Below are 26,226 nucleotides of genomic sequence, written 5' to 3'. Positions count from 1 at the left end.
CTGACTCCGTCCGTGAGGCTGATGCGTTGATGGGTGTTCAGGAGCTGCGTCGGCGTGACCGATCGCGGAGGATGAGTCCGGCGCCGAGGAGGCCAGCCCCCAGGAGCAGGATCGGCCAGAGGTCGCTGCCGGTGTCCGGCAGCCCGCCGGCAGCGGCGGGGTCGAAGGTGTTGGTGACAGTGAGGTCGATGGTCGTCCCGTCGCCGACGGTGGCGACGCCGACGCTCTGGTCACCGGCATTCGGGGTGATCGTGGTGGTCGCTGCGCCTCCCGGGCTCGGCTCTGTCAGCTCGCAGGCCGCGCCGGTCGGCAGGTTCTCGTAGACCGCGGTGAGCGTGGTCGAGCGGGACAGCGTCCTGTCCGGGCCGCCGGGGATGGCGACCGCGGCGGGCATTCCGTCCTGGATGGCCGTGCAGGTGAGGTGGACGGCGAACGTGCCGCCGCCGAAGTCCGCCGCGCCGCTGCCGTCGATCACTTTGGTCACGGCGATCGAGCCGACGTCGAAGGTGTTGACGGCGGTCAGCGTGATGGTCTCCCCCGCGACGACGGTCACGGCTCGCGCCGGGTCGCCGTTCGCATCGAGGAGCTGGGAGGAGGTCGCGCCTCCGGTGCCGGTCTCCCGCGCGACACAGACGGCGTCCGCGGGCAGCAGTGCATAGTCGGCCGCGTACCCGTTGGCCGCGCTGAGCGTTCGCGTCGCTCCGCCCGGGATGGTGACGAGGCGCGGCAGCCCGTTGACCTGGCTCAGACAGGTCAGCGTGACGGTGAACGATCCGGCGCCGTAGAGGGCGACGCCGGCTCCGTCGCGGAGTTTGTCGATGTGGATCGAGCCGGTGTCGAAGGTGTTCGTGACCGTCACGGTGACGGTGCCGCCGGTGCCGATGGTGACCTGTCCTGGCGTGACGGCCGACGCGTTGGCACCCCCGGCTCCCGGTTCGGTGACGTCGCAGACGGAGCCGGCCGCGATGTCGCCGATCGTGGTCTCCAGGGGTTGGCCGCCGCCGAGTGTGACCGTGCCGTCCCAGGTGGTGCGGGTGCCGGTGGCGTCGTCGAGAGTGCAGGTGGCGTGCAGGCGGAACGGTCCGGCACCGAACGCGGGGCCGCCGTCGCCGTCGACCACTTTCAGCAGGTGCAGCGAGCCGACCCCGAAGCTGTTGGCGACCGCGACGACGTTGGTGGATGCGCCCCCCGCGGTGTCCGGGGTGAGCGCGATGGTCGTCGTCGTGCCGGAGGTCGGGCCGGTGGTCCCGTTCGTGTTCGTCGCCGTGACGGTGGTGGCGTCGGCCCCCTTCGCGTCGCTCTCCGTGACGACACAGGATGCGCCGGCCGGCAGCCCGTTGAGCACCAGCGTCCCTCCATCGGCGAGGTCGGCGGCCATCGGTGTGGCCGGCCCGTATCCGGTGGCGTAGACCGGGTTCCCGAGGAACGTGCACTCGGCAGTGACCGGGAACGGCCCGTACACGATCGGGTCACCGGAGGTGTCCACAGCGGGCGAGTCGACGTGCTTGATCACGACGAGCCCGGCCAGGTCGTACCGGTTGGTGACCGTGACGACCGGGACGGGATCGGTGTCGGTGCCGACCGTGACGTGGGTGGCCGTCGACGAGGTCTGGCCCGCGTCGTCCTCGACGACGGTGCAGTCGGCGCCCCACGGAAGGTCGTCGACCGTCGTCGGCGTGCCCGGTGTCAGCGTGATCGGGATGGGGTCGAGCGTCACTCCGGCGGAGACGCACTGCACCGTTCCGGTGAACGTCGTCGGCGCGAACGCCGCTCCGTCGCCCGTCACCTGCTTCACGACCGAGATGGGCCCGGTCGCGAGGGCGACGCCGACCTTGTTGCCCTCGGTCTGGGCTGTCACCGTCGGCGTGCCGGCGATCTCGACGCGTCCGGCGACGCCGACCGTGTTCCAGGCGATCGGCTCGTCGATGCCGGCCGGCTGCACGGCGGGCGTCTTCGTCGTGACGTCGATCGCGATCGCCCCGCCCGGCGCGATGGTCGGCGCGAACGCGACCACGAACTTCAGCCCGGTCACGGTCGTCGGGTCGACGGCCGGGTCCCAGACGGTCCACGCTCCCGGCGGGCAGGCGATGCCGGTGGTCGAGAGGTCGTCCACACAGGGCGCGGCGTCGGTCGTGTAGTACTGCGTGAGCGTCGCTCCGGGCGGGGCGGTGGCGAGGGTGGTCGTGCCGGTGTACGTCGGCCGGAACTGCGAGCCGCGCGGAAGCGGGGTGAGGACGCCGGTGTCACCGGGGGTCGGCAGCTTGTCGATGGCGACCATCCTGTCCATCGGCAGCGTGCCGGTGTTGATCAGGTTGAACCGCCAGACCTCCGTGCCGCCCGGCTTGGTGATCGGGACGCACGGCCCGACGTAGAAGCCGTCGGCGTCCGGCACGCAGGTCACGGCCGGGTTGGTCTCGTCCACACCCAGTTCGGTGTCGGTCGAGCGGACGGCCTTGATCCCGCGCAGCGCCCCGGCGCTCTGCACCGTCACCGTCGTGTCGGTCGAGCACGCCCCGGTCGCCGGATCGAGGGTGCCGCCGCAGGAGTCGAACGGCCGGTCGCCTGTGACGTCGAGCGTGTTCGTCACCGTCGTCCCGGCGGGCAGGCCGGTGCGGAACATCAGCGCGACGGTGATCGTGTACGTCTGCCCGACCTCCAAAACGGTGCCGGTCGGGAACGTGAACTGGATGCGCGCACCGGCCTGGCTCACGGTGGGGGTCACCTGCGTCGGGTCGGTCGGCATGGGCGGCCCGCTCGGCGGGACGGGCGCCGCGCCGTTCAACGCGTAGGTGTACGGACTCGTGGTCGGGTCGGCGAACGGGTCGAAGACGAGCAGCGGACCGGTGGCGTCTGTCGGGAGCTGGTCCGTGATCACCGGGTCGGTGACCGCGATGGCCCCGGTGTTCGTCACGGTGAGCATGTACGGGATGATCGTGCCAGGCTGTTGCACGCCGGCAGGGGTCTTGGTCACATCCACAGCGCTGATGGCGTGGAGGTATTGCACGGTCGCCGTCGCAGAATCGGTCGCCGTGAAGATCGCGCCGCCGGCGTCGAAGGTGCCCTCGGCGAGCGCGCCGACCGTATTGGTGAAGGTTCCCGCGCTCGTCTCGCCGGGCGCGGGGCTGTTGGTCGAGAGGTCACTGGGGACGGCGCCGCCCGACCGGAGGTCCGCCCGGCGTTGCGCGCTGATCGGGACGGTCTGCAGCGGCGCGGGCTGGAAGAGCCCCCCGTTGAACTCGGTGAACGTGTAGCGGATGCCTTCCACCTGGGCGTCCGTCACTCCCGACGGCAGCGGCGCCGCGTTCGCGTCAGCCTCGGTCTTGCGAACACCGAGGATCCAGGTCCCGCCGTCCGCGACGCATCCGGCTGCCGGGTCGGCGAACGTCCGCCCCGTGCAGACGTCGATCTGCACCCGGTCGATCGGAGCGGTGAGGACCAGCGGCGACGCGAAGCCCCGGTAGTCGAACGCGTTCCAGAACGTGCCGGACTCGTCTGTCAGGGTGAGTCTGCGCGCCCGGATGGTGCCGCCCGGCTCCCCGGACAGCGTGACGGTGATGGGCGAGTCGTCCGGCTCGGTCTGCTGCGCGGGGCTGATGTCCTTGGTGGCTGTGACGGTCAGGGTGCCGTCGGCGAGCAGGATGGACGCGTTGGCCGGGGCTGTCGTCGCTCCCCCCGCCGCGCCTCCCTCGTCGCTGACACCGGCGAGCGCGAAGTTCTCGACGGGCGAGTCGGCGGCTGCCGTCACCGCGGTGCCGTCCGAGCGGTTCGTCGCCCGCAGCCGCGTGTCGAACACAACAGTGGATGCTTGGCCCGCCTGGATTCTGCCGGTGTTGATGACCTTGACCGAGACCACGTCCGCCATCGCGGCGGCACTCAGCGCGAGCGCCTGGGCGATCGTGTACCCGGTGGTGATCCCGCCGGCCGTTGTCAGCTCGACCGTGGTGCCCGTCGCCCCGGCGGGCACGCTGATGCTCTCGAACTTGACGAGGTCGAAGATGTCGAACGGGTTCGACGGACTCGTCGGCGCCGGGTCGCTGATGGTCAGGTTGTCGACGCTCGCCGCCGTGTTGTTCGTGGCGACCAGGGTGATCCGGCCGGACGGGTACAGCGCAGGGTCGACGCCCTGCTGGGGAACGCCGAGCGGGCCGCCCTCCCACTGCTTGGTGAGTGTGACGTTCAGCGGCACGTCGAGCAGCCGGACGATATCGGAGGCCGTGTCGGTGACCGTCGATGCGTCGATGGTCGAGGTGCCCGTCGCGCGCGCCGTGTTCTCGATCTCCCCGGCCGTCCCTGTGTTGTAGACCCGGGTGGCGACCACTGGGTCCGGCGTGGTGACCGGGTTGCGCACATCGTCCCTGAGCTGGAAGGTGAGCACGATCGCGCGGTTGTTGCCGGTGGACCTGGCGACGCCGGAGCCGACCGGCGGCGCCGTCGGGTCGCCAGCCGAGGCCGCCGCCCTGTTCGGGCTCTCCACGTATGTCAGCCGCACGCCGACAGTGGATGCCCGCTCAGCGGTGGTCAGCGTCACTCCGGGGAAGGCGCCGATGCACGCGGCCGGGCACGGATCGTTGGCCGCGTCGACCCAGGCCGTGCCGTTGTAGAGCTGCACGGAGGTCACCTGGTCGTACTTCAGCAGCGGATCCTGTGCTGCTGTGATCGCGGGGACGCCGACCAGGTCGAACGCGTTGAAGACCGAATTGTCGATGGGGGTGGTCGTCGGGTCTTCCGTGTCGGAGATCACCATCGTGCCGAGGTTGGCGCGTCCACCGGTCGACCAGTTCAGCGTGGCCGTGGTCTGCGCCTCACTGCGCGCCGTCAGGACCTTCGGGGCCGCCCAGCTCTTGTCGATGAAATCGGCAGCGCCTGGCAACCCTCCGGCGATGAGGTCCACGGTCGGGCACGGAGACGGGATCACGGCGCTCGCCGACTCACCGCCGGAGCCTGTCGCGGAGGACGCGGCGCAGTTCTCGATCGTCTGGTCCGTGCCGGTGGCCGGACCCGTTCCGTCACGCAGCTGGTCGCGGAGCGACATCGTCACGTTGGGCTGCACCGTGGTGCCCGGCGGGAAACCGTCCGGAGACGTGTAGACGAAGCGGAGCCCCTGGATGTCGTCCTGCAGGTTGGCGGGGATGTTCATCGAGAACACGGTGGGACCGGCGATGTCCACCGCGCCAGGCAGGTCGATCCACTGCGTGCCGTCCCAGTACTGGATGGTCAGGGTCGCGTTCGCCGGCACCGCCGTCTGCGTGATCGCCGTGGCGTCGAAGTGGTTCCACCAGTCGGTGAGCGCCGGCGGATCCCCGGGAGGGTCCTGCACGACGATGGTGTTCGCATCCACGGTCGATGCCGGGAACGGGCTGGTGCCGCCCGGAAGCTCGACGGTGACGAACTCACCGGGGTTCGACGCGATCTCGTTCGGGCTGATCGTCTTGCCGATGACGGTCGCGATCCTGCTGGTGTACACGGTGAGGTCGGCTGTCGCGTCGGCCGACCCCGTCGTGCCCTCCGCGGAGGTGCCAGACGATGTCTGGCTGTTCGGGACGGTGGTCGAGTCCGTGGTGATGCTCGCGTCGGTGTCCAGCGTGAACGGGATGCTCGCGCTCGCGTTCGGCGGGATCGTCCCGGTGAAGGTGACGCTGAAGCGCACGACCTCCTTGGCGGGGTCCGGTGCGGGGATCGTGTTGGGCGTCGTGGAGGTGAGGACCTCGTCCGTCCCGTCCGCGTAGTAGTAGTGGACGCTGACCCCGGTGGCGCCGGTCGGCCAGGCGACACCGCTGGTGAACCCGGCGAACGACGTTCCGGCGGGGAATCCCCCGGCGAACGGGTCGGCGCCGGTCTGCGTCGGCTCGGTGAGCGTGAGCTCGGTCAGCGGCACGGCGCTCTGGTTGGTCGCGCCGATGGTGACGGTCGTCGGGTTCCCCGCGACGACCGTGCTCGGGCTGAACGACTTGGTCGCGCCGATGGTCACCACACTCGATTGGATGGTGTAGTCGGCGGTTCCGCTGCCGGTCGCGGTATTCGCGCCGAGCTCGACCTGGCTCTGCACCGTGTTCGCGACAGTGAGGGCGGCGGGGAGCGTGGCCACCTCCGGTCGCTGCTGCAGGTCGACATCCACGCTTCCCGTCGCACCGGCCGGGATGTGCTCCCCCGCCGAGTTGGTGAACGTGAACCTGATACCGGAGATCTGCGCTGTGGGAACGCTGCTCGGCAGCACGGCGGTCGGGCCGGGGGTGCCCGTCACCCACTGGGTTCCGTCCCAGACGTCCACCTGCACCTGGTCGGCCGGGGCGGGGAACGTCACGGTTCCGAGCGCGGTCACTTCGAGATAGTCGAACGGGTTGGGGGTCGCGGTCGGGTCGGTCGGGTCGGTGAGGACGATGCTGTCCACACCGGCGTTGGAGGTGTTGGTGCCGCTCAGCGTCAGCGTGGTCGGGGTGCCGGGAGAGGCGGGCGCCCCGGTCGGATCGAACGACTTGGCCGCGGTCGTGGCGAGGTCGAGGGCGACGTCGGGTGTGACGCTCGCACTCGAGCTCGCCGGGGCGATCTGGTTCGACGCCGTGAGCTCGCCCGTATTGCTGACCGGGATGCCGTTCGCCTCATACGGCAGGTCATCTCTCGCGCGCACGGTGATCGTGACGGTGCCGGTTGCCGAGGCGGGGAGCCCGACCGCGCCCGGCGGGTCGTCGAGGGGGGAGTTGAAGACGACGGTGACATCCTGGCCGGACACCTGCGGCGTCTCCGCCGACAAGCCGGTGCCCACGGTCACGCTGACGACCTCGAATTGCGGCGGCACCGAATCTGTGAGGGTCGCGTTGGTGCATCCGGTGCCGACATCGACGGCGGTGCACCCGACTTCGAGCGTGTAACTGAACGTCTGACCGGGGACGACGGTGGTCACGGACGCCGTCTTGGTGAGGCTCAATTGGCTCGGCCCCTCGGCTGCAGCCGGCGTCGTCCCGAGCGGAATCATGGCGAGCACGAGAAGCGCTGCGAGCACACCCCCAGCCACCCGGGCTGCCCCGGTACGCGTCGTCGTGCGCATCATCGCTACCGAACCCCCGTTCGTTTGCGTGCATTTCGCAGCCTACGGGGACCCCTCAGAAGGGGGCTAGTCCCCTTTTCTGCGGATACGGGGTCTTGACTCGCCACTTGTTTTTTGCAAGTGTAGGCGTCATCGACATAATCGGACCCGCGAGAGGGGACCATGATGACCGCGATGTTCGTCAACCTGCCGGTGGCCGATCTGGAGCGCTCGAAGGCGTTCTACTCGGCGATCGGCTTCACCGCCAACCCCGCCATGTCCGACCACAACGGGGCCTGCTTCGTGGTCGAACAGGACCACAGCTACCTGATGGTCCTGACGCGCGACTACTTCCAGACCTTCACGGACCTCCCCATCGGAGACCCGGCCCAGAACCCGTCGGTGTCGACAGCAATCTTCCTCGACAGTCGCGACGACGTGGACGCCCTCCTCGCCGACGGCATCGCCGCCGGAGGCGTGGAGCCGCACCCGGCGACGGACTACGGCTTCATGTACCAGCGCCAGCTCAACGACCCGGACGGCAACGTGCTGGAGTTCGGATGGTTCGACCCGTCCGCCGCGCTGCCCGACACGGCTGCAGGCGCGGAGACCGCCGCGGACGCGGGCGCCGGAGCCTAGGAGCGTTGGCCGCACGAGAATACGGGCAATACTCGGGCGTCAGCCGCGCCCTGGAACTCGTCGGCGAACGGTGGGCCATGCTCATCGTCCGCGACCTGCTCGTCGGCCCCCGCCGCTACGGCGAGCTCGCGGCCGGACTCCCGCGCATCCCGAGCAACATCCTGGCGGCGCGCCTCAAAGAGCTGCAGGCGGCGGGCGTGCTGCGCCGCGCGCCGCACTCGCGCATCATCGTCTACGAGCTGACGCCGTACGGCCGCGAGCTCGAACCGATCGTCCTCGCCCTCGGCGCTTGGGGGTACAGGGCGCTCGGCGACCAACGGGACGAACAGATCATCACCCCGGACTCGATGACGATCGACCTCCGTGCGGCGTTCCGTCCCCACGTCGCGTCGGCGTTACCGGCGACCGCATACGCCGCCCGTCTCGGCGAGGCCGAGCTGTTCATCCGGGTCGACCGACAGACACTGGATGTGCGACGTGGGGACGGCGACGCCGACCTGGCGTTCGCGGCCGGGGCGGACATCCGGAGGCTCATCTCCGGCGAGCTGCCGGCAGAGCGGGCGATCTCGACCGGCGCCGTCGAGGTGCTGCGCGGGCGGGGAGAGCTGCTCGGCCGGTTCGCGCGGACGTTCCACGTGGCGCGTTGACTCGACCGTGCAGGTCTCCCCACCCGCGCCGGGAGTAGGCGCGCACCCCGCCGCCCGCCCGCTACGAACTCAATGCCGACGTCGGCGGGGTCGCCGAGGCTCGCATCGCGGGATACAGGCCCGCCGCCGCCCCGATCACCAGGGTCGAGACGATGCCGATCCCCACCGCTGCCGGAGGGATCGCGACCGGCCAGCCGTTGAGCACAGCGATCAGTGCGGTCACCCCCGAGCCGAGGATCGCGCCGAGCACACCGCCGAACGCGGACAGGACGAGCGCTTCTGCGAGGAACTGCGCGCGGATGTGCCCTCGCGTCGCCCCCAGCGCCCTGCGGAGCCCGATCTTCGCGCCGCCGTTCGATCACCGAAATGATCATCGTGTTCGCGACCCCGATCCCGCCCACGAGCAGCGCGATCGAGCCGAGCCCGACCAATAGCCCTGTGAACGCCTGATCGGCCGCGTTCTTGGCCGCGAGCGCGTCGGAGGGTCGGGACACGGACACGTCGCCGGGCGACTGCGGGCTGACCGTTCCGGGCAGGAGCCGGCGCACCGCATCCACGGCGGAGTCGCTCGACCGCTCGTAGACCGTCGTCGGGTTGCCGCCGAACCCGAACGCGGAGCCTGCGATGGGGATCCCGATCAGCGCCGAGGTGTCCAGCTCCGGTGCGAGCGGCACAGGGTCGAGGATGCCGACGACGGTGAAGTACTGGCCGCCGAGCCACACCTGCGCGCCCGGTCCGACGACGCCGAGGCGCTGGGCGGCCGTCGCACCGAGCACGACGGTCGGGAAGGAACCGGTCGCCGTGTTCAGCCAGTCCCCCGATCGGACGGTGCCACCGACGACGTCGAGCAGGCCGAGGTCTGCGGCGACCACCTGGATGCCCCCGGTCGCCGCCGGATCGACGAGCTCGCTCCGGAACACATTGATGCCCGTGAGCACCCCGATGGAGCTGGCGCTCTCGACGCCGTCGACCAGACGGACCTTGCCCACGGTGTCCGGCGGGAGCTTCGTCTGCTCGCCGAAGATCGACTTCCCCGCCTGGGCAGTCAGCAGGTTCGTGCCGAGGCTCGCGAGCTGGTCGTTGAGCCTCGCCTGGCTGGAGGCGGAGATGCCGACCACCGCGAGCATGGCCGCGATCCCGATGGCGATGCCCAGAGCGGAGAGCACGGCACGCACCGGCCTGGCACGGAGCCCCGTGGTGCCCAGCCGGAGCACATCGGCGAAGCGCACGGTCGAGCGCTGAGCTGTCGTCCGTGCCGCCCGGTGCCGGTCGTCGGCGGGCGTGTCCGGAACGACCGTCACGGCGTTCACGATGCCACCGCCCGTGCGGAGTCGGAGACGACCCGGCCGTCGCGCATGGCGATCTGGCGGGGGAACTGCTCCGCGATCTCCACGTCGTGGGTGATCAGCACGATGGTGGTCCCGCGCGCGTTCAGGTCGTGCAGCAGTTCGACGACCGCTGCGCCGGACTCGGAGTCGAGGTTGCCCGTCGGCTCGTCGGCCAGCAGCAGCGGAGGATCGCCGATCACCGCCCGCGCGATGGCCACGCGCTGCCGTTCCCCGCCGGAGAGTTCGTTCGGCTTGTGGCCGTGGCGATGCCCGAGTCCGACACTGTCGAGCGCTGCGCGTGCTCGACGTCGACGCTCCGGACGCGGCACGCCGCCGTAGAGCAAACCGTCGGCGACGTTGTCGACAGCCGACACCCCGTCCGCGAGGTGGAACTGCTGGAAGACGAACCCGATCCTGTGCGCCCGCAGCGCAGAGAGCGCGGCGTCCGACAGGGAGTGCACGTCGACGCCGTCGATCAGCGCTGTCCCGGCGGTGGGCCGGTCGAGCGTCCCGATCATGTTCAGCAGCGTCGACTTGCCGGATCCGCTCGGACCGACGATCGCGACGAGCTCACCCGTCTCGATCGTGAGGCTCACGCCGTCGCAGGCCCGAACGGGAGGCTGCCCGTACGTTCGCTCCACATCCTGGAGCACGATGATCTCGCTCATAGCGTCGGCACCACGACTTTCTGCCCTTCGGTGAGGCCGCCGCCGGAGATCTCGACCCGCCCGCCGGCGAACAGGCCGGTCTTCACCGGTACGCGTTCCGTCGTGCCGTCCTTCTTCACGACCTCGACGCCGAACTGCGAGCCGGACAGCGCGACGAGGGCGCCGACAGGAACCGACAGCACGTTCTCTCGCGTGTCGGACGGGAAGTTGACCGTCACCGTGGCCTGCTGCAGCTCACCCGCCGCCGCCGGATCGTCGAGCGTGATGACGACCGGGATGCTCACGGAAGTTCCCCCGGTGCCGTCCTTCTTCTCCTGGGGCGTGCCGACCGAGGTGACGGTGCCGCCGGTCTGCGTGCCGCCCGGCAGGTCGATGGTCACCTTCCCTCCGGTCTTCGCGAGGCGCTGGTCGGCGAGCCGCAGATCCACCGACACGCGCTTCTCGGTGCCGGTCACCGACAGCACGGGGGCGCCGGGCGCTGCGCCGTCGCCGACCGCGACCTTCAGCGCCGAGACGCGCACGTCGCCGTGCTGGAACACGACACGGCCCAGGTCGACGCTGCCGGTCTGCTCCTGTCCGGTCGCCTTCTGCCAGGCCTTGATCGCGCTCACGGTGCGCCAGCTGAACTCGTCGTCCGGCTCTGCGGCGAAGTAGCCGAGCGCCTTAAGGTTCTGTTCGAGCTGCTTCACGTCCGGTCCGTCGTCCATCCCGGAGGCGAACGCTCGCCAGGCGGGAAGGTCACCGTGGAACAGGTACACCGGCACGTTGTCGACCGAGAAGAGCGGCTGGCCGATGCCCACCGTCGAGCCTGGCTGTGGGAGAGCCGTCACCACCCCGGCCGAGCCGGATCCGAGGTCGTGCGGGTCGGCGAACGCGAGCGAGCCGCTCGCCTTGCTGCTGCCGGTGAGTGTCCCGCGCTCGATCGCCGCGGTCGCCGACGTGATCGGGCGCTTGGGCGCCGGGCGATCGGAAGCCGAGATGCCGTACGCGGCGACAACGCCGCATCCGGAGACGAGGAACACCGCGAGGACGACGCCCGCGATCCAGCGGGCGCGGCGATTCGGGCGGGAACGCGATTCGTTCACTGTCTGCTCCGACATCACTGGATCGGTGCCGTCGCGGACATGCCGCCGCCGCATTTCTCCACGACGTCGTCCGGCGCACCGGCCGGCGGGGTGACCCCTTCGCCCGGCCGCGGGTCCGGCACGTCGAAGCCGCTGTCGCGGTAACACTTCGCGGTCTTCAGCATCGCCTTCTGCATGTTCGCCTCCATCTCCTTCTTTTCTTCCGGGCTGAACGGCGGCGGCGTGCCGACCTTCTTCTGGCAGGTGTCGGAAGCGGCCATCATGGCGTCCTGGTTGCTGTCGTCGACACTGAATGCCGCCGTCCCAGAGCCGCTGGGGTCGGGCATGTCCACCCCGTTGTCACGCATGCACTGCGCGAACTTCAGCTGCCAGGTTTCCCGCGCGCTGTGGGCGGACTCCGACGAACCTCCACCACCCTGGCCGGAACCGGAACCGGAACCCGAGCCCGGATTCGCCGCGCAGGCCGTGAAGGCGAGCAGAAGGGCAGGAACGGCGAGCAGAGTTGCGACGGTCTTCGCGTGCCGCTTTCGGAGCAGTGGCATGGTGTCGTCCTTTCGGTCGGAACGGACAGGGTGTCCGCTGACACGAGTCCACCCGGATCGACGTTGCGACGACGTTCAGGAAATCCTTTACGTTCCGATGACATGCTGCGTGCTTGGCTTCTGTCCTGGGGGAACGCCCGGCCGGCGTGATTCGACACCGCGCCGGCCGGGCACCGGAACACAGTGAGGAGAACGGATGCGCGCGCTCATCGTCGAAGACGAGGAGTATCTGGGCGAGGCCGTGCAGACCGGTCTGCGCCGCGAGACGATCGCGGCGGACCTGGTGAACGACGGTGACACCGCCGTGGAGTTCCTGAGCGTCAACGACTACGACGTCGTCGTCCTCGACCGCGACATCCCCGGGATGCACGGCGACGAGGTGTGTGCGTGGGTGGCGGCGAACCGGCCGGAGTGCCGGGTGATCATGCTGACGGCCGCGCGCACGCTCGACGACAAGGTGAGCGGTTTCGAGCTGGGCGCCGACGACTACCTGGCGAAGCCGTTCGACTTCCCGGAACTGGTGATGCGGCTGCGCGCGTTGGAGAGACGCCCCGCCGCCTCCCGGCCGCCCGTGATCGAGGCCGCGGGGGTGACCTTGGACCCGTTCCGCCGGGAGGTCTACCGCGCCGGCCGCCTCGTCCGCCTCAGCCGCAAGGAGTTCGCTGTGCTCGACGTGCTGATGCAGGCGGGCGGAGGGGTGGTGAGCAGCGAGACCATCCTGGAGAAGGCGTGGGACGCGAACGCCGACCCGTTCACCAACACCATCAGGGTCACCATCTCGAACCTTCGTAAAAGGCTCGGCGAGCCGTGGGTGATCCACACGGTCTCCGGCAGCGGCTACCGTTTCGAGATGCCGCGATGACGACGATGGATGCGCCACCGCTCCGCAGCGCGCGCCACTTCACGATCCGCGCGCGCTTGGCGCTGACCTATGCCGCGCTGCTTGGCGGCACCGGTGGCCTCATGCTCGGCGTGGTCTACGTCTTCATGCGCTTCGTGCCCACCTACGAGCTGACCAGCGCGACGTCGATGGCTCCGGCGGCCACCGTGGACGACTCGATCGCCATCATGAAGGACGCGGGCGGCCTGTCGGTCACCGCCACCACGGCGCCCGTGGTGAACAGCACCAACGATCTGCTGAACCTGCTCCTCGTCGTCTCCATCGCGGCGTTCGTCGTGCTCGGCATCGTCGGGGCCGTCATCGGCTGGGTCATCTCCGGCCGCGTGCTGAAGCCGCTGCAGGCGATCAACTCGGTCGCGCAGCGCGCCGCCGCGGGCGATCTCGACCAGCGAGTGGCCGCGACGGGCCCGCGCGACGAGATCCGCGACCTGTCCGACACCGTCGACGAGATGCTCAGCCGACTGGAACGCTCGTTCACAGAGCATCAGCGGTTCTCGGCGAACGCCTCCCACGAACTGCGCACCCCCATCGCCACCACGCAGACACTGCTCGACGTCGCCCTGTCCGACCCCGAGCTCGACCTGCCGACGCTCCGCACGGTCGCCGAGCGGGTCTACGCGACGAACAAGCGCAACCTGGAGATCGTCGAGTCCCTCCTCGATCTCGCCGAGGCGGGAGGCTCGCCGCCGCGCACCGACGACATCGACCTCGCCGCCCTCGTCCGGTCGGCCATCACCGAGGAGAGCGCGGCGATCGCCGAATCGAGGCTGAACGTTCACACGCGCCTCTCCCCCGCCACCATTCGCGGGGACGGCGTGCTCGTGCGCCAGGCGGTGCGCAACCTGGTGCAGAACGCTGTGCGCCACAACGTCGAGGGAGGCACGATCGAGCTGTCGACGGGCCTGGTGCCCGGCGGCGCGAACCTCCTGGTCGCCAACAGCGGGTCGACCCTCCCTCCGGAGGTCGTCGAGTCCCTGGTCGAGCCGTTCGTCCGCGGCCAGGGCCGTACCACCCGGCGGGGGGCGCCGCGCGGTCACGGACTCGGCCTCGCCCTCGTGAAGAGTGTCGCGGGTGCGCACCGCGGCACGCTCGCGCTGTCCGCCCCCGCCTCCGGCGGCCTCCGCATCGAATTGACGCTCCCGACCGCCTAGCTGCCGCGCCCGAGACCGCCGCGACCGAACGAGTGGTCCCGAATTGCCGTGGGGATGGATTCCACGCGGCAATTCGGGACCACTCGTTCGATTCGTTCTGCTTCTTATGGAACCAGAGCGCGTCTGCCGGACATTACAAGGTATGGGGACCGAAATCGTACCGGCGCGAGATCGTCTCGAAACCGGTGACAACCTCCGCGCGCATGACAAGGGGCATTCCGCGGAATGAGGGACGGTGCCCGCCGCCTCGACGCCTGGGGGTAGGCGGCGGCGGGCACCCACCGACCCGAAGGAGTCCGCCAACGGGAACCGGCTGCACAACAGTGTGGCATCGCAGGAGAAGGAAGGCATTTCATGTCCGCACATCGCACCATCGATCCGGCCGCACTCGATCTGCCGCCGACCGAACCGATCGACATCACACAGCTCCTCGGCACCCTCTTCGCGCAGGATGCGCGGGAGGTCCCGCAGGTCTGACGCACAGGCACCGGCCCACCCTGTCGGGGGCGGGCCGGTGCCTGTGTCTGTGCGGGTGACTCTGCAGCGAAGCCGTCAGCCGTTCGCGCCGGCCGGCGTCGTCGTGGGCGTGTAGCCCTCCAGCTTGTTGGCCGCGTCCGCGTACTTGTTCGTGAACGTGTCCGTGTACGTGATCTTCGACGTGTCGATGCCCAGCGTCTTCTCCATGTTGAAGATCACCTTCGGGCCACCGGCCGGCATGATGCCGTCCGGCAGGAACTGGCCCTTGTCGGTGGTGAGACCGTCGATGTACTGCTGCTTGCTGATCGTGGCGTTCTGCACGAAGTCCTGCGGCAGCTTGTTCGCGATGTCGGTCGCCGAGTGCTTGTCGATCCAGTGCATCGTGGCGACCAGCGCGTTCACGACCTTCTGCGCCGCATCCTCGTGGGACTTGACCCAGCTGGCGTTGGCGAGGAGTCCGGCTGCCGGCCACGCGCCGCCGAGCGCCTTCTTCGCGCCGTCGGTGGTGGCGAGGTCGACAGCGGTCGTGGCGAGCTTCTGCGAGGTGAGCGCGCCGACCGTCGGCTGGGTCGTCATCACGCAGTCCGCCGACTTGCGCTGGATGGCGGCGATGGCCGTGGACCCGGCGTGAACCGCGATGGTGTTGTACGCGCTCTTCTTGATCCCGTTCTCGGCGGCGAGGAACTGGGTGAGCTCGTCCGTCCCGGAGCCGAGGTCGGTCACCCCGAGGTTCTTCCCGGAGAAGTCGGCTGCGGACTTCACCCCACTGCTCGGGCCGCACATCTCGCGCTCCCCCGGCGCCCCGGAGAGCTGGACGAGGTTGACGACGTCCTTGCCCTTGGACTGGAAGTCGACCGTGTGGATGTACCAGGCGCCCGCCAGGTCGACCTGCCCGGAGGCCATCGCCTCCTCGGCGCCGACTCCGCCGTTCTGCTCGGTCGAGAGCTCCATGTTGACGCCGTACTTCTTGTAGTAGCCGAGGCTCTGGGCGAGCTGGTACGGCAGGTAGATCTGCTTGTCGATGCCGCCGACCATCATCTTGACGGTGGGCATCGCCGCGCTGGTGCCGCCACCGGCCGTTCCGCCTCCGCCGCCGCTGCACGCTGCGAGGCTGAGGGCGATCACGCCAGCGGCCGCGAAGATCCCGATGCTGCGTTTGTTCATGGTGCGTGTTCCTTTCGTCATGCCGGAGACCGGCGTCTGCTTCATTGCAGGTAGGAGGGGGGTCAGATCGCTTGCACGTCGTTGCGGACCGGCGGCCGCCACTTCAGGAGCGACTTCTTCGAGCAGGGTGATGAGGTATTCGGCGACGAGGGTGACGACGGCGACGATCACCATGCAGGCGAAGACCGTGTCGGGGTCGAAGTTGCCCTGCGCCTGGCTGATGATCAGGCCGATGCCGTGCTGGGCGCCGAGGACTTCGGCGACGAGGGCGCCGATGATCGCGAACCCGAACGCGGTGTGCAGGCTGGCGATGATCCAGGTCATGGCCGACGGGATGGTCACGTGACGGGCCACCTGGAACGGCGATGCGCCGAGCACCCTGACGTTCGCGACGAGGTTCTGGTCGACCTCCCTCACGCCCTGGAAGGCGTTGAAGAACACGACGAAGAACACCAGCACGGACGCCAGCAGCACCTTGGGGAAGACGCCGAGGCCGAACGCCACGATGAAGATCGAGCCGAGCACGATGCGCGGGATCGAGTTGACCACTTTGATGTACGGGCCGAAGACGGCGGCGAGGTAGCGGTTCGAGCCGAGGAGGATGCCGAAGACCACGCCGGTGAGCGTGCCGAGCAGGAAGCCGAGGAACGCCTCCTGGACGGTGATCCACAGGTTCTCCCAGATCGTGCCGAAAGCGGTCCCGACCGTGAACAGGTGGACCAGGCTGTCCCAGATGCCCAACGGCTGGCCGTAGAAGAACTTGTCGACCCAGCCGGTCGCGGTGAACCACTGCCAGCCGCCGATGACGAAGACGGCGACGGCGACGCGTCCCACCCAGATCCAGGCGGTACGCCTGCTCCTGGCCTGACGGGCCGCCACCTGCAGATCGATCTCGCGCTTCTCGGTGGTCGTGCTCTTCGCGGTGTCGATGGTTGTCATGGTGGTCACGCTGCCGCTCCTGCTGTCTGCTCGTACGCTCTGGTGACCTCGTCGCGGAGGGACTCCCAGATGCGGCCCTGGATGTCGAGGAAGCGCTCCTCGTGCCGGATCTCCTGCACGTCGCCACGGGGGCGGGGCAGGTCGACGTCGAAGACGTCCTTGACGGTGCCGGGGCTGCTCGTCATGATGACCACCCGGTCGGAGAGCGCGACCGCTTCATCCAGGTCGTGGGTGATGAAGAGGACGGACGGCCGGAACTGCTCCCAGAGCTGCAGGAGCTCGGTCTGCATGATCGCCTTCGTCTGCACGTCGAGCGCACCGAACGGCTCGTCCATCAACAGGATGCGCGGGTTGTTGATCAGCGCGGCCGCCATCGCGACGCGCTTGCGCATCCCGCCGGACAGCTGATGCGGGTACCGGTCCTCGAAGCCGGAGAGCCCGACGCGGCGCAACCAGTCCATGGCGAGCGCCGTTGCTTCCTTCTTCGGCGTCCCGAGGAGGATCGGGCCGATCATCACGTTGGCGAGCACCGTCTTCCAGGGGAAGAGGGAGTCGGCCTGGAACATGTAGCTGACGCCGCTGGTGATGCCGTCGACGAGACGCCCGCCGACGCTGACCGAGCCGGCGCTCGGTCGCTCCAGGCCGGAGACCTGAGCGAGCGTCGTCGATTTGCCGCATCCTGTCGGTCCGACGATCGCGCAGAACTGGCCGGGCTCGACCGTCAGGGTCACATCCCGGATGGCCGTGAAGGTCTCGCCCTTCGGCGTCAGGAAGCGTTTCGTCAGACCGACGATGTCGATGCGGCCGGCATCGTCCGGTGACGCGGATTCGTATTCACCCATCTGTCAAGACCTCTCTGTCTCTTGGTGCAGGTAGGCCTTGATGCTGCCCGTCGCCGGTGGGCGCTGTCGCGCTTTTGAGCTATTCGCCCTGTTCTGCCCGTTGTGCGACGTTTTGGGCGTTCTGTGCGGACCGCGTTCACACCGCGGGGTGAAACAATCGGTTGTGATGCGACGACGGATCAGACGATTGTCGAGCCTGATACTCCTGGCTCAGGTGGTGATTCTCACTGCCTCGATGGCGATCGGCTTCCTCCTGTTCGCACAGACCGCGCGCAGCAATCTCGATACCGATTTCCAGGCTCGCGCCGCCGCCATCGCGCAGACGTTCGCGGGCATCCCGGACATCCGGTCGTGCATGACGACCAACGGCCCCGGATGCGCGGCGACGGTCCAGGACCTTGCGACGCAGACCGCCGACCGGACGGGCGCCGCCTACGTCGTGGTCATCGACACGAACCGGGTGCGGCACTCGCATCCGAACCCCGCCCTGATCGGCAAGAGGATCGAGGAGCCGCTGATCGCTGCGGACGGCAAGGTGCATCTCGGGACAGACAACGGGTCGACCGGGGTGAACGCCAACGCCCGCGTTCCCCTGTACGGGCCGTCCGGGAGCCTCGCGGGCGAGGTCTCCGTCGGCATCCAGGAGAGCTCGGTGTCGAGTGAACTCCTCGCCGAGCTGCCGACATACGCCGCCTGGTTCGTCGTCGTCCTCGCGATCGGCGCTGCGGCGTCGTTCGGGTTGGCGAGCCTCCTGAAACGGCGCACGTTCGGCTTGGAGCTCGACGAGATCGCTCGGTTGCTGCAGGAGCGGGAAGCGACGCTGCACGGCATCAGGGAGGGCGTCATCGCGATCGACCCCGCCGGACGGATCACGGTCGTCAACGACGAGGCCCAGCGTCTGCTCCGGCTGCCGGAGGGAGCGAGGGGGCGGCTGCTGGAGGACGTCCTGGTCGCCGGTCCGATCAGGGACACCCTCACGGGCACGACTGTGGTGAAGGACGCCATCGCCGTCACCGACGACTACGTCCTGGTCATCAACCGGATGCCGATCACCCTCGGCGGACGCCCGCACGGCGCGGTGTTCACCCTGCAGGACCGCACCGAGCTGATCGGCCTCACCAGGGAGCTGGACGGCGAGCGCAGTTTCGCCGAATCCATCCGGGCGCAGAAGCACGAGTTCTCCAACCGGATGCACGCCGTCTCCGGGCTGCTCGAACTCGGCCGCATCGACGAGGCGCTGCAATACGTCAACGAGATCCGTGGCACCACCGCCGACCTGGATGAGACGCTGCGCACGCACGTCGGCTCTCCGATGATCGTCGGTCTGCTCCTCGGCAAGGCCGCTGAGGCCAACGAGCGCGGCATCGAGCTGGTCATCGCACCGGACACCGACCTCGGCGACGCGCCCGGCCGGGTGCAGGCCCTCACCACCATCCTCGGCAACCTCATCGACAACGCGTTCGACGCCCTCGCCGGAGCCCCTGGTCCGCGGCGCTGCGTGGTCAGCGTCGTCGAGTCTCCACAGTCGCTCACCGTACGGGTCACCGACAACGGCCCTGGCGTGCCGAGCGCGGACGTGCCCCGGATCTTCAACGACGGCTACACGACCAAGCGCGGCTCCCTGACCAGGCACAGCGGGCTGGGGCTCTCCCTCGTCCACTCCACCGTCACCAAGCTCGGCGGGACCGTCACCGTTTCCGGCGGCCCGGGCGCCACCTTCACGATCGTGCTCCCCCACGCCGTGCTCGGCACGGAGGAGAGGCAGCGATGACCGACGAATCCATCTCGGTGCTGGTCGTCGACGACGACTTCCGTGTGGCGTCCGTGCACGTCGGGTTCGTCGAGGCTGTTCCCGGTTACACAGTGGTCGGCCAGGCGCACACCGCCGCCGAGGCGCTGCGTGCGGCGGAGACGCTGCGCCCGGACCTGGTGCTCCTGGACATCTACTTGCCGGACGGCGACGGTCTCAGCGTGGTCCGCGAACTGCTCACGACCCCCGCCCCGCCCGCGGTGATGGTCATCTCGGCGGCCAAAGACCTGGCGACCGTTCGTCAGGCCATCCAGCTGGGCGCCATCCACTATCTCGTCAAACCGTTCGGCTTCGCCGAGTTCGCCGAGCGTCTCGAAGCGTTCCGGAGAGCCCGCGGCGACGCCGACGCCTTCCCCGCCAACGCGACGCAGCAGGATGTGGATCGGCTCTTCGACCTTTTCCGTCCGTCCACGGCGGCCCAGGCCGACGAGCTGCGGCGGTTGGCCCCGACCTTGCAGGCCGTCCTCGACGCGATCACCGCCGGAGCGAGCCCGCTGTCCGCGAACGACGTCGCCACTGCGATCGGTGTCAGCCGCACCACCGCGCAGCGGGCGCTCAGCCAGTTGGAGCAGAGCGGGGTGCTCCGGCTGGAGCTGAGGTACGGGACCACCGGCCGCCCGGAGAACCTCTACGCCGTCAAGCGCCGCTGACCTCCCCCGCACCGACCGCTGCCGGTCAGACGGCTGCAGGCTCCTCGATGCCCGTCGAGCTGGCCGCGGATGCGCGGGTCTGGCGCTTCCCTCTGATGGACAGGTAGATGACCAGCGCAACGATCGCCAGCAGGAAGATGACGCTGGTCACGATGGTGCCGAGCCCCAGGCCGCCGTCGGCAGTGGGCTGCGACAACAGGTCGCCCAGGGAGGCACCCAGCGGGCGGGTGAGCACGTACGCGATCCAGAACGCGGTGATCGGTCCCAGCCGGAAGACGAAGTGGGCGACGGCGACGATCGCGATCGCCGCGGCGAAGACACCGACCGACGCCAGGTAGCCGAGGTTGAGCTGCTCGGCCAGGAAGTCGCCCGCCGCCGTGCCGAGCGCGAACGTGAAGAGGATCGCCAGCCAGTAGAACGCCTCCCGGCGCCGAGTCACGATCTCGTGGATGGAGAGGGTGCGCTCGACTGCGTACCAGACCGCGAACGTGGCCACGAGGGCGATCGCGAACACCGTGGTGGACAGGCCGAGCGGAACGCCGAGACCATCGGTGAGGTTGTCGGTGATGAGTGTTCCGACGACGCTGATCAGCACGACGGTGAGCCAGTACACGGCCGGGATGTACCGCCTGCTCCGGAACTGGACGACGAACACCGCGAGGAACAGCACCGCCATGACCACCGAGGTGAGCTGGGTGCCCAGGTGCAGGCTGGTCGCCAGCAGATCGGCGGCCGTCTCGCCGACGGTCGTCGCGAGGATCTTGATGATCCAGAAGGTGGCTGTCGGCTCTGGCACCTTGTTCTCGCGCAGCGAGAGACGAGTCGGCTCGGTCAATGGATTCCCCTTCGGTTGATCGGGTCGGTCACTTCGAACAGTACGAAGCCGACCCTCATCCACCGCTAAGAATCGACGCGCGAGCGGCGGCGCAGGGTGATCATCCTGACCAGCACGGGGACCACCGAGACCACCACGATCCCGATCAGGATCAGATCCAGGTAGCTGGACACGAAGTCGGCGACACCCGGGATGTGCCCGAGCCCGTAGCCGAGGAGGATCACGGCGGTCGCCCAAATGGCGGCGCCGACGACGTTGAACATCGTGAAGACGCCCCAGCGCATCCGGCCCACACCGGCCGCGACGGGCGCGAACGTGCGGACGACGGGGACGAACCGGGCGACCGTGACCGCCGCGCCGCCGAACCGGTCGAAGAAGTGCTGCGTCCGTTCGACGCTCGCCGTGCTGAAGAAGCCGGACTCCTTCCGCTCGAACACCCGGGGCCCCGTGCGGCGCCCGATGGTGTATCCGAGCTGGTCGCCGAGGACGGCTGCGACGACGACCGCCAGGATGATCACCCAGAGCGGCTGGGGGAAGTGCCCGGTGAGGGTCAGCACGCCCGTGAAGAACAACAGGGTGTCGCCCGGCAGGAAGAATCCGACGAGCAGCCCCGTCTCGATGAAGGCGATGGCGCAGACGCCGAGCAGCGCCCACGGGCCCGCGGCCTGGATGATGCCTTGCGGGTCGAGCAGACCGGAATGGACGATCATGGTGTCCTTTCGGAGACGGTGTGGGGAGACGTCCCAGTCAATCGTCCGCATCCCCAGAAGAGTCCAAGAGAAGCCCCAGTCGGCTGGGAGGTTTCTTGGAGTGCACACTGGACACTGTCGTCATGCGAGTCATCGTTCCCGTTTTGCTGGCGGCACTGGCCGTCGCGGCCGGGCTGGTGGCGTTCGAGCTGCTCGTCGAGGCGGCCGACCTCAGAGACGAACGCGACGATCCCGCCCGGTTCGGACGTCTCGAGTTCGACCTCTGAGGCCGCGGCCGGCGCCTACAGGTCGGTCGGCCCGTGCAGCGGCGGCGGGCTGACGCGGAAGAAGCGCGTGCGCCACAGCAGGTAGGCCAGCCCGATCGCCACCCACACGCCGCCGACGATCATCGCGCTCGGCTCCAGGCTGAACCACAGGGCGACGTTGATCGCCACGCCCAGCCCTGGCAGCACGAGGTAGCCGATCCTGGCCCGCCAGCCGCGGTCCTTCACGAACCGGATGTAGGTGAAGATCACCGACAGGTTCACGAAGATGAAGGCGACGAACGCGCCGAAGTTGATGAGCGACGCCGCGCGGCCGAGGTCGAGGAAGACGGCCGAGCAGGCCAGCGCCGCGATCAGAAGCACGTTGGCGGCCGGGACGCCCGCACGGTTCAGCGAGCCGAAGAAGCGCTTCGGGAGCGCGCCGTCTCTGCCCATCGCGTAGAGCAGCCGCGCCGCGCTCATCTGCTGGGTGATACCGCAGCCGAGCACGGCGACCATGTAGCCGCCGATGAAGATCGCCTGGAAGGCGGCGCCGCCGATGTACTTCGCGATCTCCGGAGACGCGCCGACGATGTTGCCGACCTTCGCCACGTCGGGGAAGAGCGCCTGCATCGCATACGTGACGGACACGAAGAACACCCCGGCGACCGCCACGATTATCAGGATGGCGCGGGGGATGTCGCGCCGTGGCTTCTCCGCCTCCTCCGCCAGCGTGCTGACCGCGTCGAACCCCAGGAACGACAGCGCCAGGATGGCCGCGCCGGAGGCGACGGCCGGCACGTCGAGGCCCGGCGAGAAGAACGGCGTCATCGTGAACGACGAGCCGTTCGCGCCGTCCGCGATGTTCTTGATCGTCAGCGCCACGAACGCCACAGCGACGACCACCTGGATCACCACCAGGATCACGTTCACCTTCGCCGCGATCTGCACCCCGATCAGGTTCAGGACCGTGCAGATGACGATGGTGGACAGGATCCACACCCACGACGGGATGCTCGGGAACGCCGCGGACATGTAGATCGCCGACAGCAGCGCGTTGATCATCGGCAGCAGCAGGTAGTCGAGGGTCGCCGCCCAGCCCACCAGGAAGCCGATGTGCGGGTTGATCGCCTCCCTCGTGTACGTGTATGCCGAGCCGGCGAGCGGGAAGACCTTCACCATCTTGGAGTAGCTGAGCGCCGTGATCAGCACGGCGACGAGCACCACCAGATACGCCAGCGGGACGTGCCCGTGGGTGACGTCCGCGACGATCCCGAACGTGTCGAACACGGCGAGCGGCGCCATGTACGCCAGCCCGAGGAAGACGATGTGCCGGAGTTTGAGGGTGCGGCGGAGGCCGGGAGCGCCGTGCGTTCCCTGGGCGTGCGGCGCCTCCGCCGAGCGGGTCGGCGCGATTGACGGGTCGAGCTGGGACATGGGGGTTTCCTTCGCGACGGTGAGAGGAACGGATCAGTGGAGGTGGCCGGCGTGCGCCGCGTCGGCGGTTGCCGCCGAGCAGTGCGCGAGCCCGCCGTACACGGACGGGACGGCAGAGGCGGTGGCCGCGTCGTGCACGACCTCGCCTCCCACGATGGTGAGCGCGGCCTGCTGATCGAGCAGGCCGGACGGGTCTCCCTCGTGGGTGTACAGGTCGTCGGACCAGGCGACGACATCCGCCTTCGCTCCGACGCGGAGCACGCCGAGCTCCTGCTCGGCGTGCCAGGCCCAGGCGCCCTCGCGGGTGTACCCGCGGAGCGTGTCGTCGAGCGTGATCCGCTCACCGGGTGTCCAGGAGTCGCGGCCGTCGAGACCGGCGCGAGTGAGGGCGGAGTAGAAGCCGACCAGCGGGTCCATCTCCCCCACCTGCCAGTCGCTCGACAGCGCGACGTGTGCGCCGGATGCCATCAGCGACCGGATGCGCCAGGCGCGATCCCAGCGCTGCTCTCCGACGTTCTCCATCCAGGTGCCGGCGACGAGGTCGGGCGAGCAGTGCCGCGGCTGCATCGCCGCGGTGATGCCGAGCGCGGCGAACCGCGGGAGGTCGTCGGGGTGCAGGCACTCGACGTGCACGATGCCGTGCCGGCGGCCGACCGTGCCGTTCGTTCGCGCGGCGTGCTCGATCGCATCCAGTGCCAGCCGGATGCCGCCGTCGCCGGTGGCATGCGTGTGGGTCTGGAAGCCGAGCCTGTCGAGCTCGGTGACGATCCTGGTGAGCTCGCCCACCGGCGCGCTCGGGTTTCCGCGGTGGCCCGGCTGGTCGGCGTAGTCGTCGAGCATCCACGCGGTGTGCGGTTCGATGACGTCGTCGGCGTAGAGCTTCACCGGGCCGAAGCGGAGCCGTTCGTTCTGCGGCGCGGAGTCGACCGCTTCGCGCAGGTCGCGACGGAACGCGGCATCAGCGTCGATGGGGTGGAACAGAGCCGCGATCACGCGCGAGCTGAGCCTGCCCTCGGCGTGCGCCCTGGACAGCAGGTCGATCTCCGCGAGCGGAACCTGCGGCTCCACCACGGTGGTGATGCCGCTCGCGGTCGCGAGTGCGAGACTGCCGACGAGCTTGCGGTAGCGGCGCTCCGGCGAGTACATCGGGATGTCGCGCTGCAGTCCGGCGAGCCCGGCCGTCGTCATGGCGCTGGTGTAGAAGTCCGTGACCCAGCCGGTGGCCGTGCCATCGTCGCGGCGCTCCGGTCGCCCCCAGGGGATGTCCCCGCCGTCCGCGATCCCGAGGACGCGCATGGCCTTCTCGTCCAGCCACACCGAGTGCTGGTCATAGGTGGTGACGAAGATCGGCCGGTCGGTCAGCCCGGCGAGGTCGTCGGCGTTCGGACGGCGGCCGGCGACGATCGAGTAGACGGCGTTCTCCGCGCAAATCCAGTCGAGGTCTGGTCGGCTCGCGGCCAACTCCCGGATGCGCCGCCTCACTTCGTCGAGCGTGTCGGCGCCCTCCAGGGTGACCGCATCCTGATCGAAGCCGAGCAGCAGGTGGTTGTGGCTGTCGATGATGCCGGGGGTGACCGACGCACCGGCCAGATCCCTGGTCTCGGTGGCGTCCGGAGCGTCGTCGACGGAGCCGACATAGCTGATGCGTCCGCCCGTGATCCCGACCGCCTGCGCCCACGGTCGGGCGTCGTCGAACGTCCGCACGGACGCGTTGGTGAGGAGCAGGTCGGTCACGGATATCCCTCTCGGCGGTGAACTGGATTCATTCTTTGACGCTAGTGTCAAATAATTCCGAAAGTGTTTCACGGCGATCGGATAGTGTCAAGGAATGGCCAGACCGCGCAGACAGGAGGAACGCCGCGCCGACCTCGTGGAAGCGGCGCTCACCGCCGTCTCCGAGCACGGCCTGCGCTCCCTCTCCCTGGCCGACGTGGCTGAGAAAGCCGGCCTCACCCGCGGCGCGATCCTCTACTACTACGAAGACCTCGACGCCCTCCTCGTCGAAGCGCACCGCGCCGGCCTCGAACGCTTCTGCGACCACCGCGACGCGGTCGTCGCCGCCATCGCCGAACCCGAACTGCAGCTCGCCGCCGCCATCCGGGAAGGCCTGCCGAGCGGCCCCGACGACGCCCTGATGCGCCTGCTTTACGAGTTCGACGTGCTCGCCGGAACGTCGAAACTGCACGACGACCTGGTCGAGCGGATGTACCTGCGCCAGCTCGCGACATACACGGCGATCCTGGAGCGCGGCACCGCCTCCGGTGCCTTCGCGCCCCGCCTGGACGTGCCGACCTTGGCGATGAACCTGGTGGCCCTGGAAGACGCATACGGCCTGCACATCGTGGCAGGAAACAGCCTGATCACGGTGCAATCCGCGGAGGCCGCGATGACGGCGGCGGCGAACGGGCTGGGAGCGCCGACGCAGGTGGGGTGAGCGCTAGTCCCGGTTACGAGCCTGCCCGTGCGCGTCGAGCCAGCCGGCTCGCGTGAGCACCTCGCTCGCGACCTCGCCGACCGAGCGGCCATCCGTGGTGACGCGCGCGACAGTCCCATCCGCACCATCCAGCCGCTGCGCCGCGCGGTTGCTGCGGTCGATGTGCTCCTCCAGCGCGCTGCCGATCTCCCGCTGCCCGAGTCGCTGCGCCGCCGTCGCGTCGGTCGCCGTCAGCAGCACGGCGAACGGACGGACTCTGCCGCCGAGCGCAGCGATCAGCGGCGACAGCTGCAGCACACTGACGGTGTTGGTGAAGATCAGCCGCGAGTACCCGATGGCGCGGTAGTTCTTCCACATCGCAGCCAGGTTCTGTTCAGCCAGGTCGATGCCGTCCCGCCACGGCTCCGGATGCGCCTGGTCCAGGTTGTCGCCCTCGATCACGGCGTGACGGAGGTCGGCGCGCGCCAGGATGTGCGAGGCCTCGGCGGCGACCGACGACTTGCCGACGCCGCTGCGTCCGCCGATGAAGATGACGTCGGTGGGAAGGTCAGGCTGCATCCGACCATCTTGGCGCAGCCGCGTTCGACTGCGGATGAAACGAGCCGCGGTCCGTTGAAGTGGAGGATTCAGGAAATCGAACCTGACCAGGGCGCCCCGATAGGCGCATCCCCCGTACAGCCACCATTCAAACAGATCATGGCGCC

21 protein-coding genes and 1 pseudogene are annotated in these 26,226 nt (G+C 69.2%); 9 read left to right on the top strand and 13 right to left on the bottom strand.

The window, feature by feature from the left end:
- Positions 1–37 precede the first annotated feature (37 nt).
- The gene (locus AC37TH_RS06305) at positions 38–6,997 is read right to left on the bottom strand and encodes a DUF5979 domain-containing protein (RefSeq protein WP_490763483.1); all 6,960 of its coding nucleotides are present in this window, start codon (positions 6,995–6,997) and stop codon (positions 38–40) included.
- Between the two features lie 210 nt (positions 6,998–7,207).
- On the opposite strand from AC37TH_RS06305, the gene AC37TH_RS06300 reads away from it, so the two are divergent.
- Both AC37TH_RS06300 and AC37TH_RS06295 read left to right on the top strand, forming a co-directional pair.
- Positions 7,208–7,660: a VOC family protein gene (locus tag AC37TH_RS06300; RefSeq protein ID WP_490763482.1), complete on the top strand. Its 453-nt coding sequence runs from the start codon at positions 7,208–7,210 to the stop codon at positions 7,658–7,660.
- A gap of 5 nt (positions 7,661–7,665) precedes the next feature.
- Positions 7,666–8,307, top strand: coding sequence for a winged helix-turn-helix transcriptional regulator (locus tag AC37TH_RS06295; protein ID WP_490763481.1), 642 nt, complete (start codon positions 7,666–7,668; stop codon positions 8,305–8,307).
- 61 nt (positions 8,308–8,368) lie between these two features.
- On the opposite strand, the gene AC37TH_RS06290 is transcribed toward AC37TH_RS06295, so the two are convergent.
- The 5 genes and pseudogenes from AC37TH_RS06290 to AC37TH_RS06270 form a co-directional block, all read right to left on the bottom strand.
- Positions 8,369–8,608: an ABC transporter permease gene (locus tag AC37TH_RS06290; RefSeq protein ID WP_490763865.1), complete on the bottom strand. Its 240-nt coding sequence runs from the start codon at positions 8,606–8,608 to the stop codon at positions 8,369–8,371.
- A gap of 427 nt (positions 8,609–9,035) precedes the next feature.
- Positions 9,036–9,434: pseudogene (locus AC37TH_RS06285) on the bottom strand (ABC transporter permease); the annotation flags it as partial.
- Between the two features lie 179 nt (positions 9,435–9,613).
- Complete coding sequence (locus AC37TH_RS06280; RefSeq protein ID WP_490763480.1) at positions 9,614–10,303, bottom strand: ABC transporter ATP-binding protein; 690 nt, start codon at positions 10,301–10,303, stop codon at positions 9,614–9,616.
- The gene (locus AC37TH_RS06275) at positions 10,300–11,388 is read right to left on the bottom strand and encodes an efflux RND transporter periplasmic adaptor subunit (protein ID WP_490763479.1); all 1,089 of its coding nucleotides are present in this window, start codon (positions 11,386–11,388) and stop codon (positions 10,300–10,302) included. The genes AC37TH_RS06280 and AC37TH_RS06275 overlap by 4 nt, the downstream gene beginning before the upstream one ends.
- Positions 11,389–11,402: 14 nt before the next feature.
- On the bottom strand, positions 11,403–11,930 hold the full coding sequence (locus AC37TH_RS06270) for a hypothetical protein (RefSeq protein WP_490763478.1): 528 nt from the start codon (positions 11,928–11,930) through the stop codon (positions 11,403–11,405).
- 196 nt (positions 11,931–12,126) lie between these two features.
- Here AC37TH_RS06270 and AC37TH_RS06265 point away from each other — a divergent pair, with 196 nt between their 5' ends.
- From AC37TH_RS06265 to AC37TH_RS06255, 3 genes are all read left to right on the top strand, one after another.
- Entirely contained in the window at positions 12,127–12,792 is a 666-nt protein-coding gene (locus AC37TH_RS06265; protein ID WP_490763477.1) for a response regulator transcription factor, read from the top strand.
- The gene (locus AC37TH_RS06260; protein WP_490763476.1) at positions 12,789–13,982 is read left to right on the top strand and encodes a HAMP domain-containing sensor histidine kinase; all 1,194 of its coding nucleotides are present in this window, start codon (positions 12,789–12,791) and stop codon (positions 13,980–13,982) included. Before AC37TH_RS06265 ends, AC37TH_RS06260 begins: the two co-directional genes overlap by 4 nt.
- 354 nt (positions 13,983–14,336) lie before the next feature.
- On the top strand, positions 14,337–14,459 hold the full coding sequence (locus AC37TH_RS06255; protein WP_490763475.1) for a hypothetical protein: 123 nt from the start codon (positions 14,337–14,339) through the stop codon (positions 14,457–14,459).
- A 75-nt stretch (positions 14,460–14,534) separates the two neighbouring features.
- Here AC37TH_RS06255 and AC37TH_RS06250 read toward each other — a convergent pair whose 3' ends face one another.
- Positions 14,535–16,562: an ABC transporter permease subunit gene (locus AC37TH_RS06250; protein ID WP_490763864.1), complete on the bottom strand. Its 2,028-nt coding sequence runs from the start codon at positions 16,560–16,562 to the stop codon at positions 14,535–14,537.
- A gap of 5 nt (positions 16,563–16,567) precedes the next feature.
- Complete coding sequence (locus tag AC37TH_RS06245) at positions 16,568–17,404, bottom strand: ABC transporter ATP-binding protein (RefSeq protein ID WP_490763474.1); 837 nt, start codon at positions 17,402–17,404, stop codon at positions 16,568–16,570.
- A gap of 217 nt (positions 17,405–17,621) precedes the next feature.
- Here AC37TH_RS06245 and AC37TH_RS06240 point away from each other — a divergent pair, with 217 nt between their 5' ends.
- Positions 17,622–19,175 (top strand): sensor histidine kinase, encoded by a 1,554-nt coding sequence (locus AC37TH_RS06240; RefSeq protein ID WP_490763473.1) that lies wholly within the window; start codon positions 17,622–17,624, stop codon positions 19,173–19,175.
- Positions 19,172–19,864, top strand: a complete 693-nt coding sequence (locus AC37TH_RS06235; protein ID WP_490763472.1) for a response regulator — start codon at positions 19,172–19,174, stop codon at positions 19,862–19,864. Before AC37TH_RS06240 ends, AC37TH_RS06235 begins: the two co-directional genes overlap by 4 nt.
- A gap of 25 nt (positions 19,865–19,889) precedes the next feature.
- On the opposite strand, the gene AC37TH_RS06230 is transcribed toward AC37TH_RS06235, so the two are convergent.
- Positions 19,890–20,699 (bottom strand): COG4705 family protein, encoded by an 810-nt coding sequence (locus AC37TH_RS06230; protein ID WP_490763471.1) that lies wholly within the window; start codon positions 20,697–20,699, stop codon positions 19,890–19,892.
- Between the two features lie 65 nt (positions 20,700–20,764).
- The gene (locus tag AC37TH_RS06225; RefSeq protein ID WP_490763470.1) at positions 20,765–21,409 is read right to left on the bottom strand and encodes a DedA family protein; all 645 of its coding nucleotides are present in this window, start codon (positions 21,407–21,409) and stop codon (positions 20,765–20,767) included.
- 122 nt (positions 21,410–21,531) lie between these two features.
- On the opposite strand from AC37TH_RS06225, the gene AC37TH_RS06220 reads away from it, so the two are divergent.
- Positions 21,532–21,675, top strand: coding sequence for a hypothetical protein (locus tag AC37TH_RS06220; protein ID WP_490763469.1), 144 nt, complete (start codon positions 21,532–21,534; stop codon positions 21,673–21,675).
- Between the two features lie 15 nt (positions 21,676–21,690).
- On the opposite strand, the gene AC37TH_RS06215 is transcribed toward AC37TH_RS06220, so the two are convergent.
- A complete protein-coding gene (locus tag AC37TH_RS06215) occupies positions 21,691–23,088 on the bottom strand; it encodes an APC family permease (protein ID WP_490763468.1) in 1,398 nt (465 codons plus the stop codon).
- 33 nt (positions 23,089–23,121) lie between these two features.
- Positions 23,122–24,822, bottom strand: coding sequence for an amidohydrolase (locus AC37TH_RS06210; RefSeq protein ID WP_490763467.1), 1,701 nt, complete (start codon positions 24,820–24,822; stop codon positions 23,122–23,124).
- Positions 24,823–24,916: 94 nt separating this feature from the next.
- Here AC37TH_RS06210 and AC37TH_RS06205 point away from each other — a divergent pair, with 94 nt between their 5' ends.
- Positions 24,917–25,522, top strand: coding sequence for a TetR/AcrR family transcriptional regulator (locus tag AC37TH_RS06205; protein ID WP_490763466.1), 606 nt, complete (start codon positions 24,917–24,919; stop codon positions 25,520–25,522).
- 3 nt (positions 25,523–25,525) lie between these two features.
- On the opposite strand, the gene AC37TH_RS06200 is transcribed toward AC37TH_RS06205, so the two are convergent.
- Complete coding sequence (locus tag AC37TH_RS06200; protein ID WP_490763465.1) at positions 25,526–26,080, bottom strand: adenylyl-sulfate kinase; 555 nt, start codon at positions 26,078–26,080, stop codon at positions 25,526–25,528.
- Between the last annotated feature and the right edge of the window lie 146 nt (positions 26,081–26,226).

It is taken from the genome of Leifsonia sp. McL0627 (assembly GCF_058244615.1).
The sequence above is the reverse complement of the archived record's forward strand: the minus strand, read 5'-3'. Positions and strand labels throughout refer to the sequence as shown.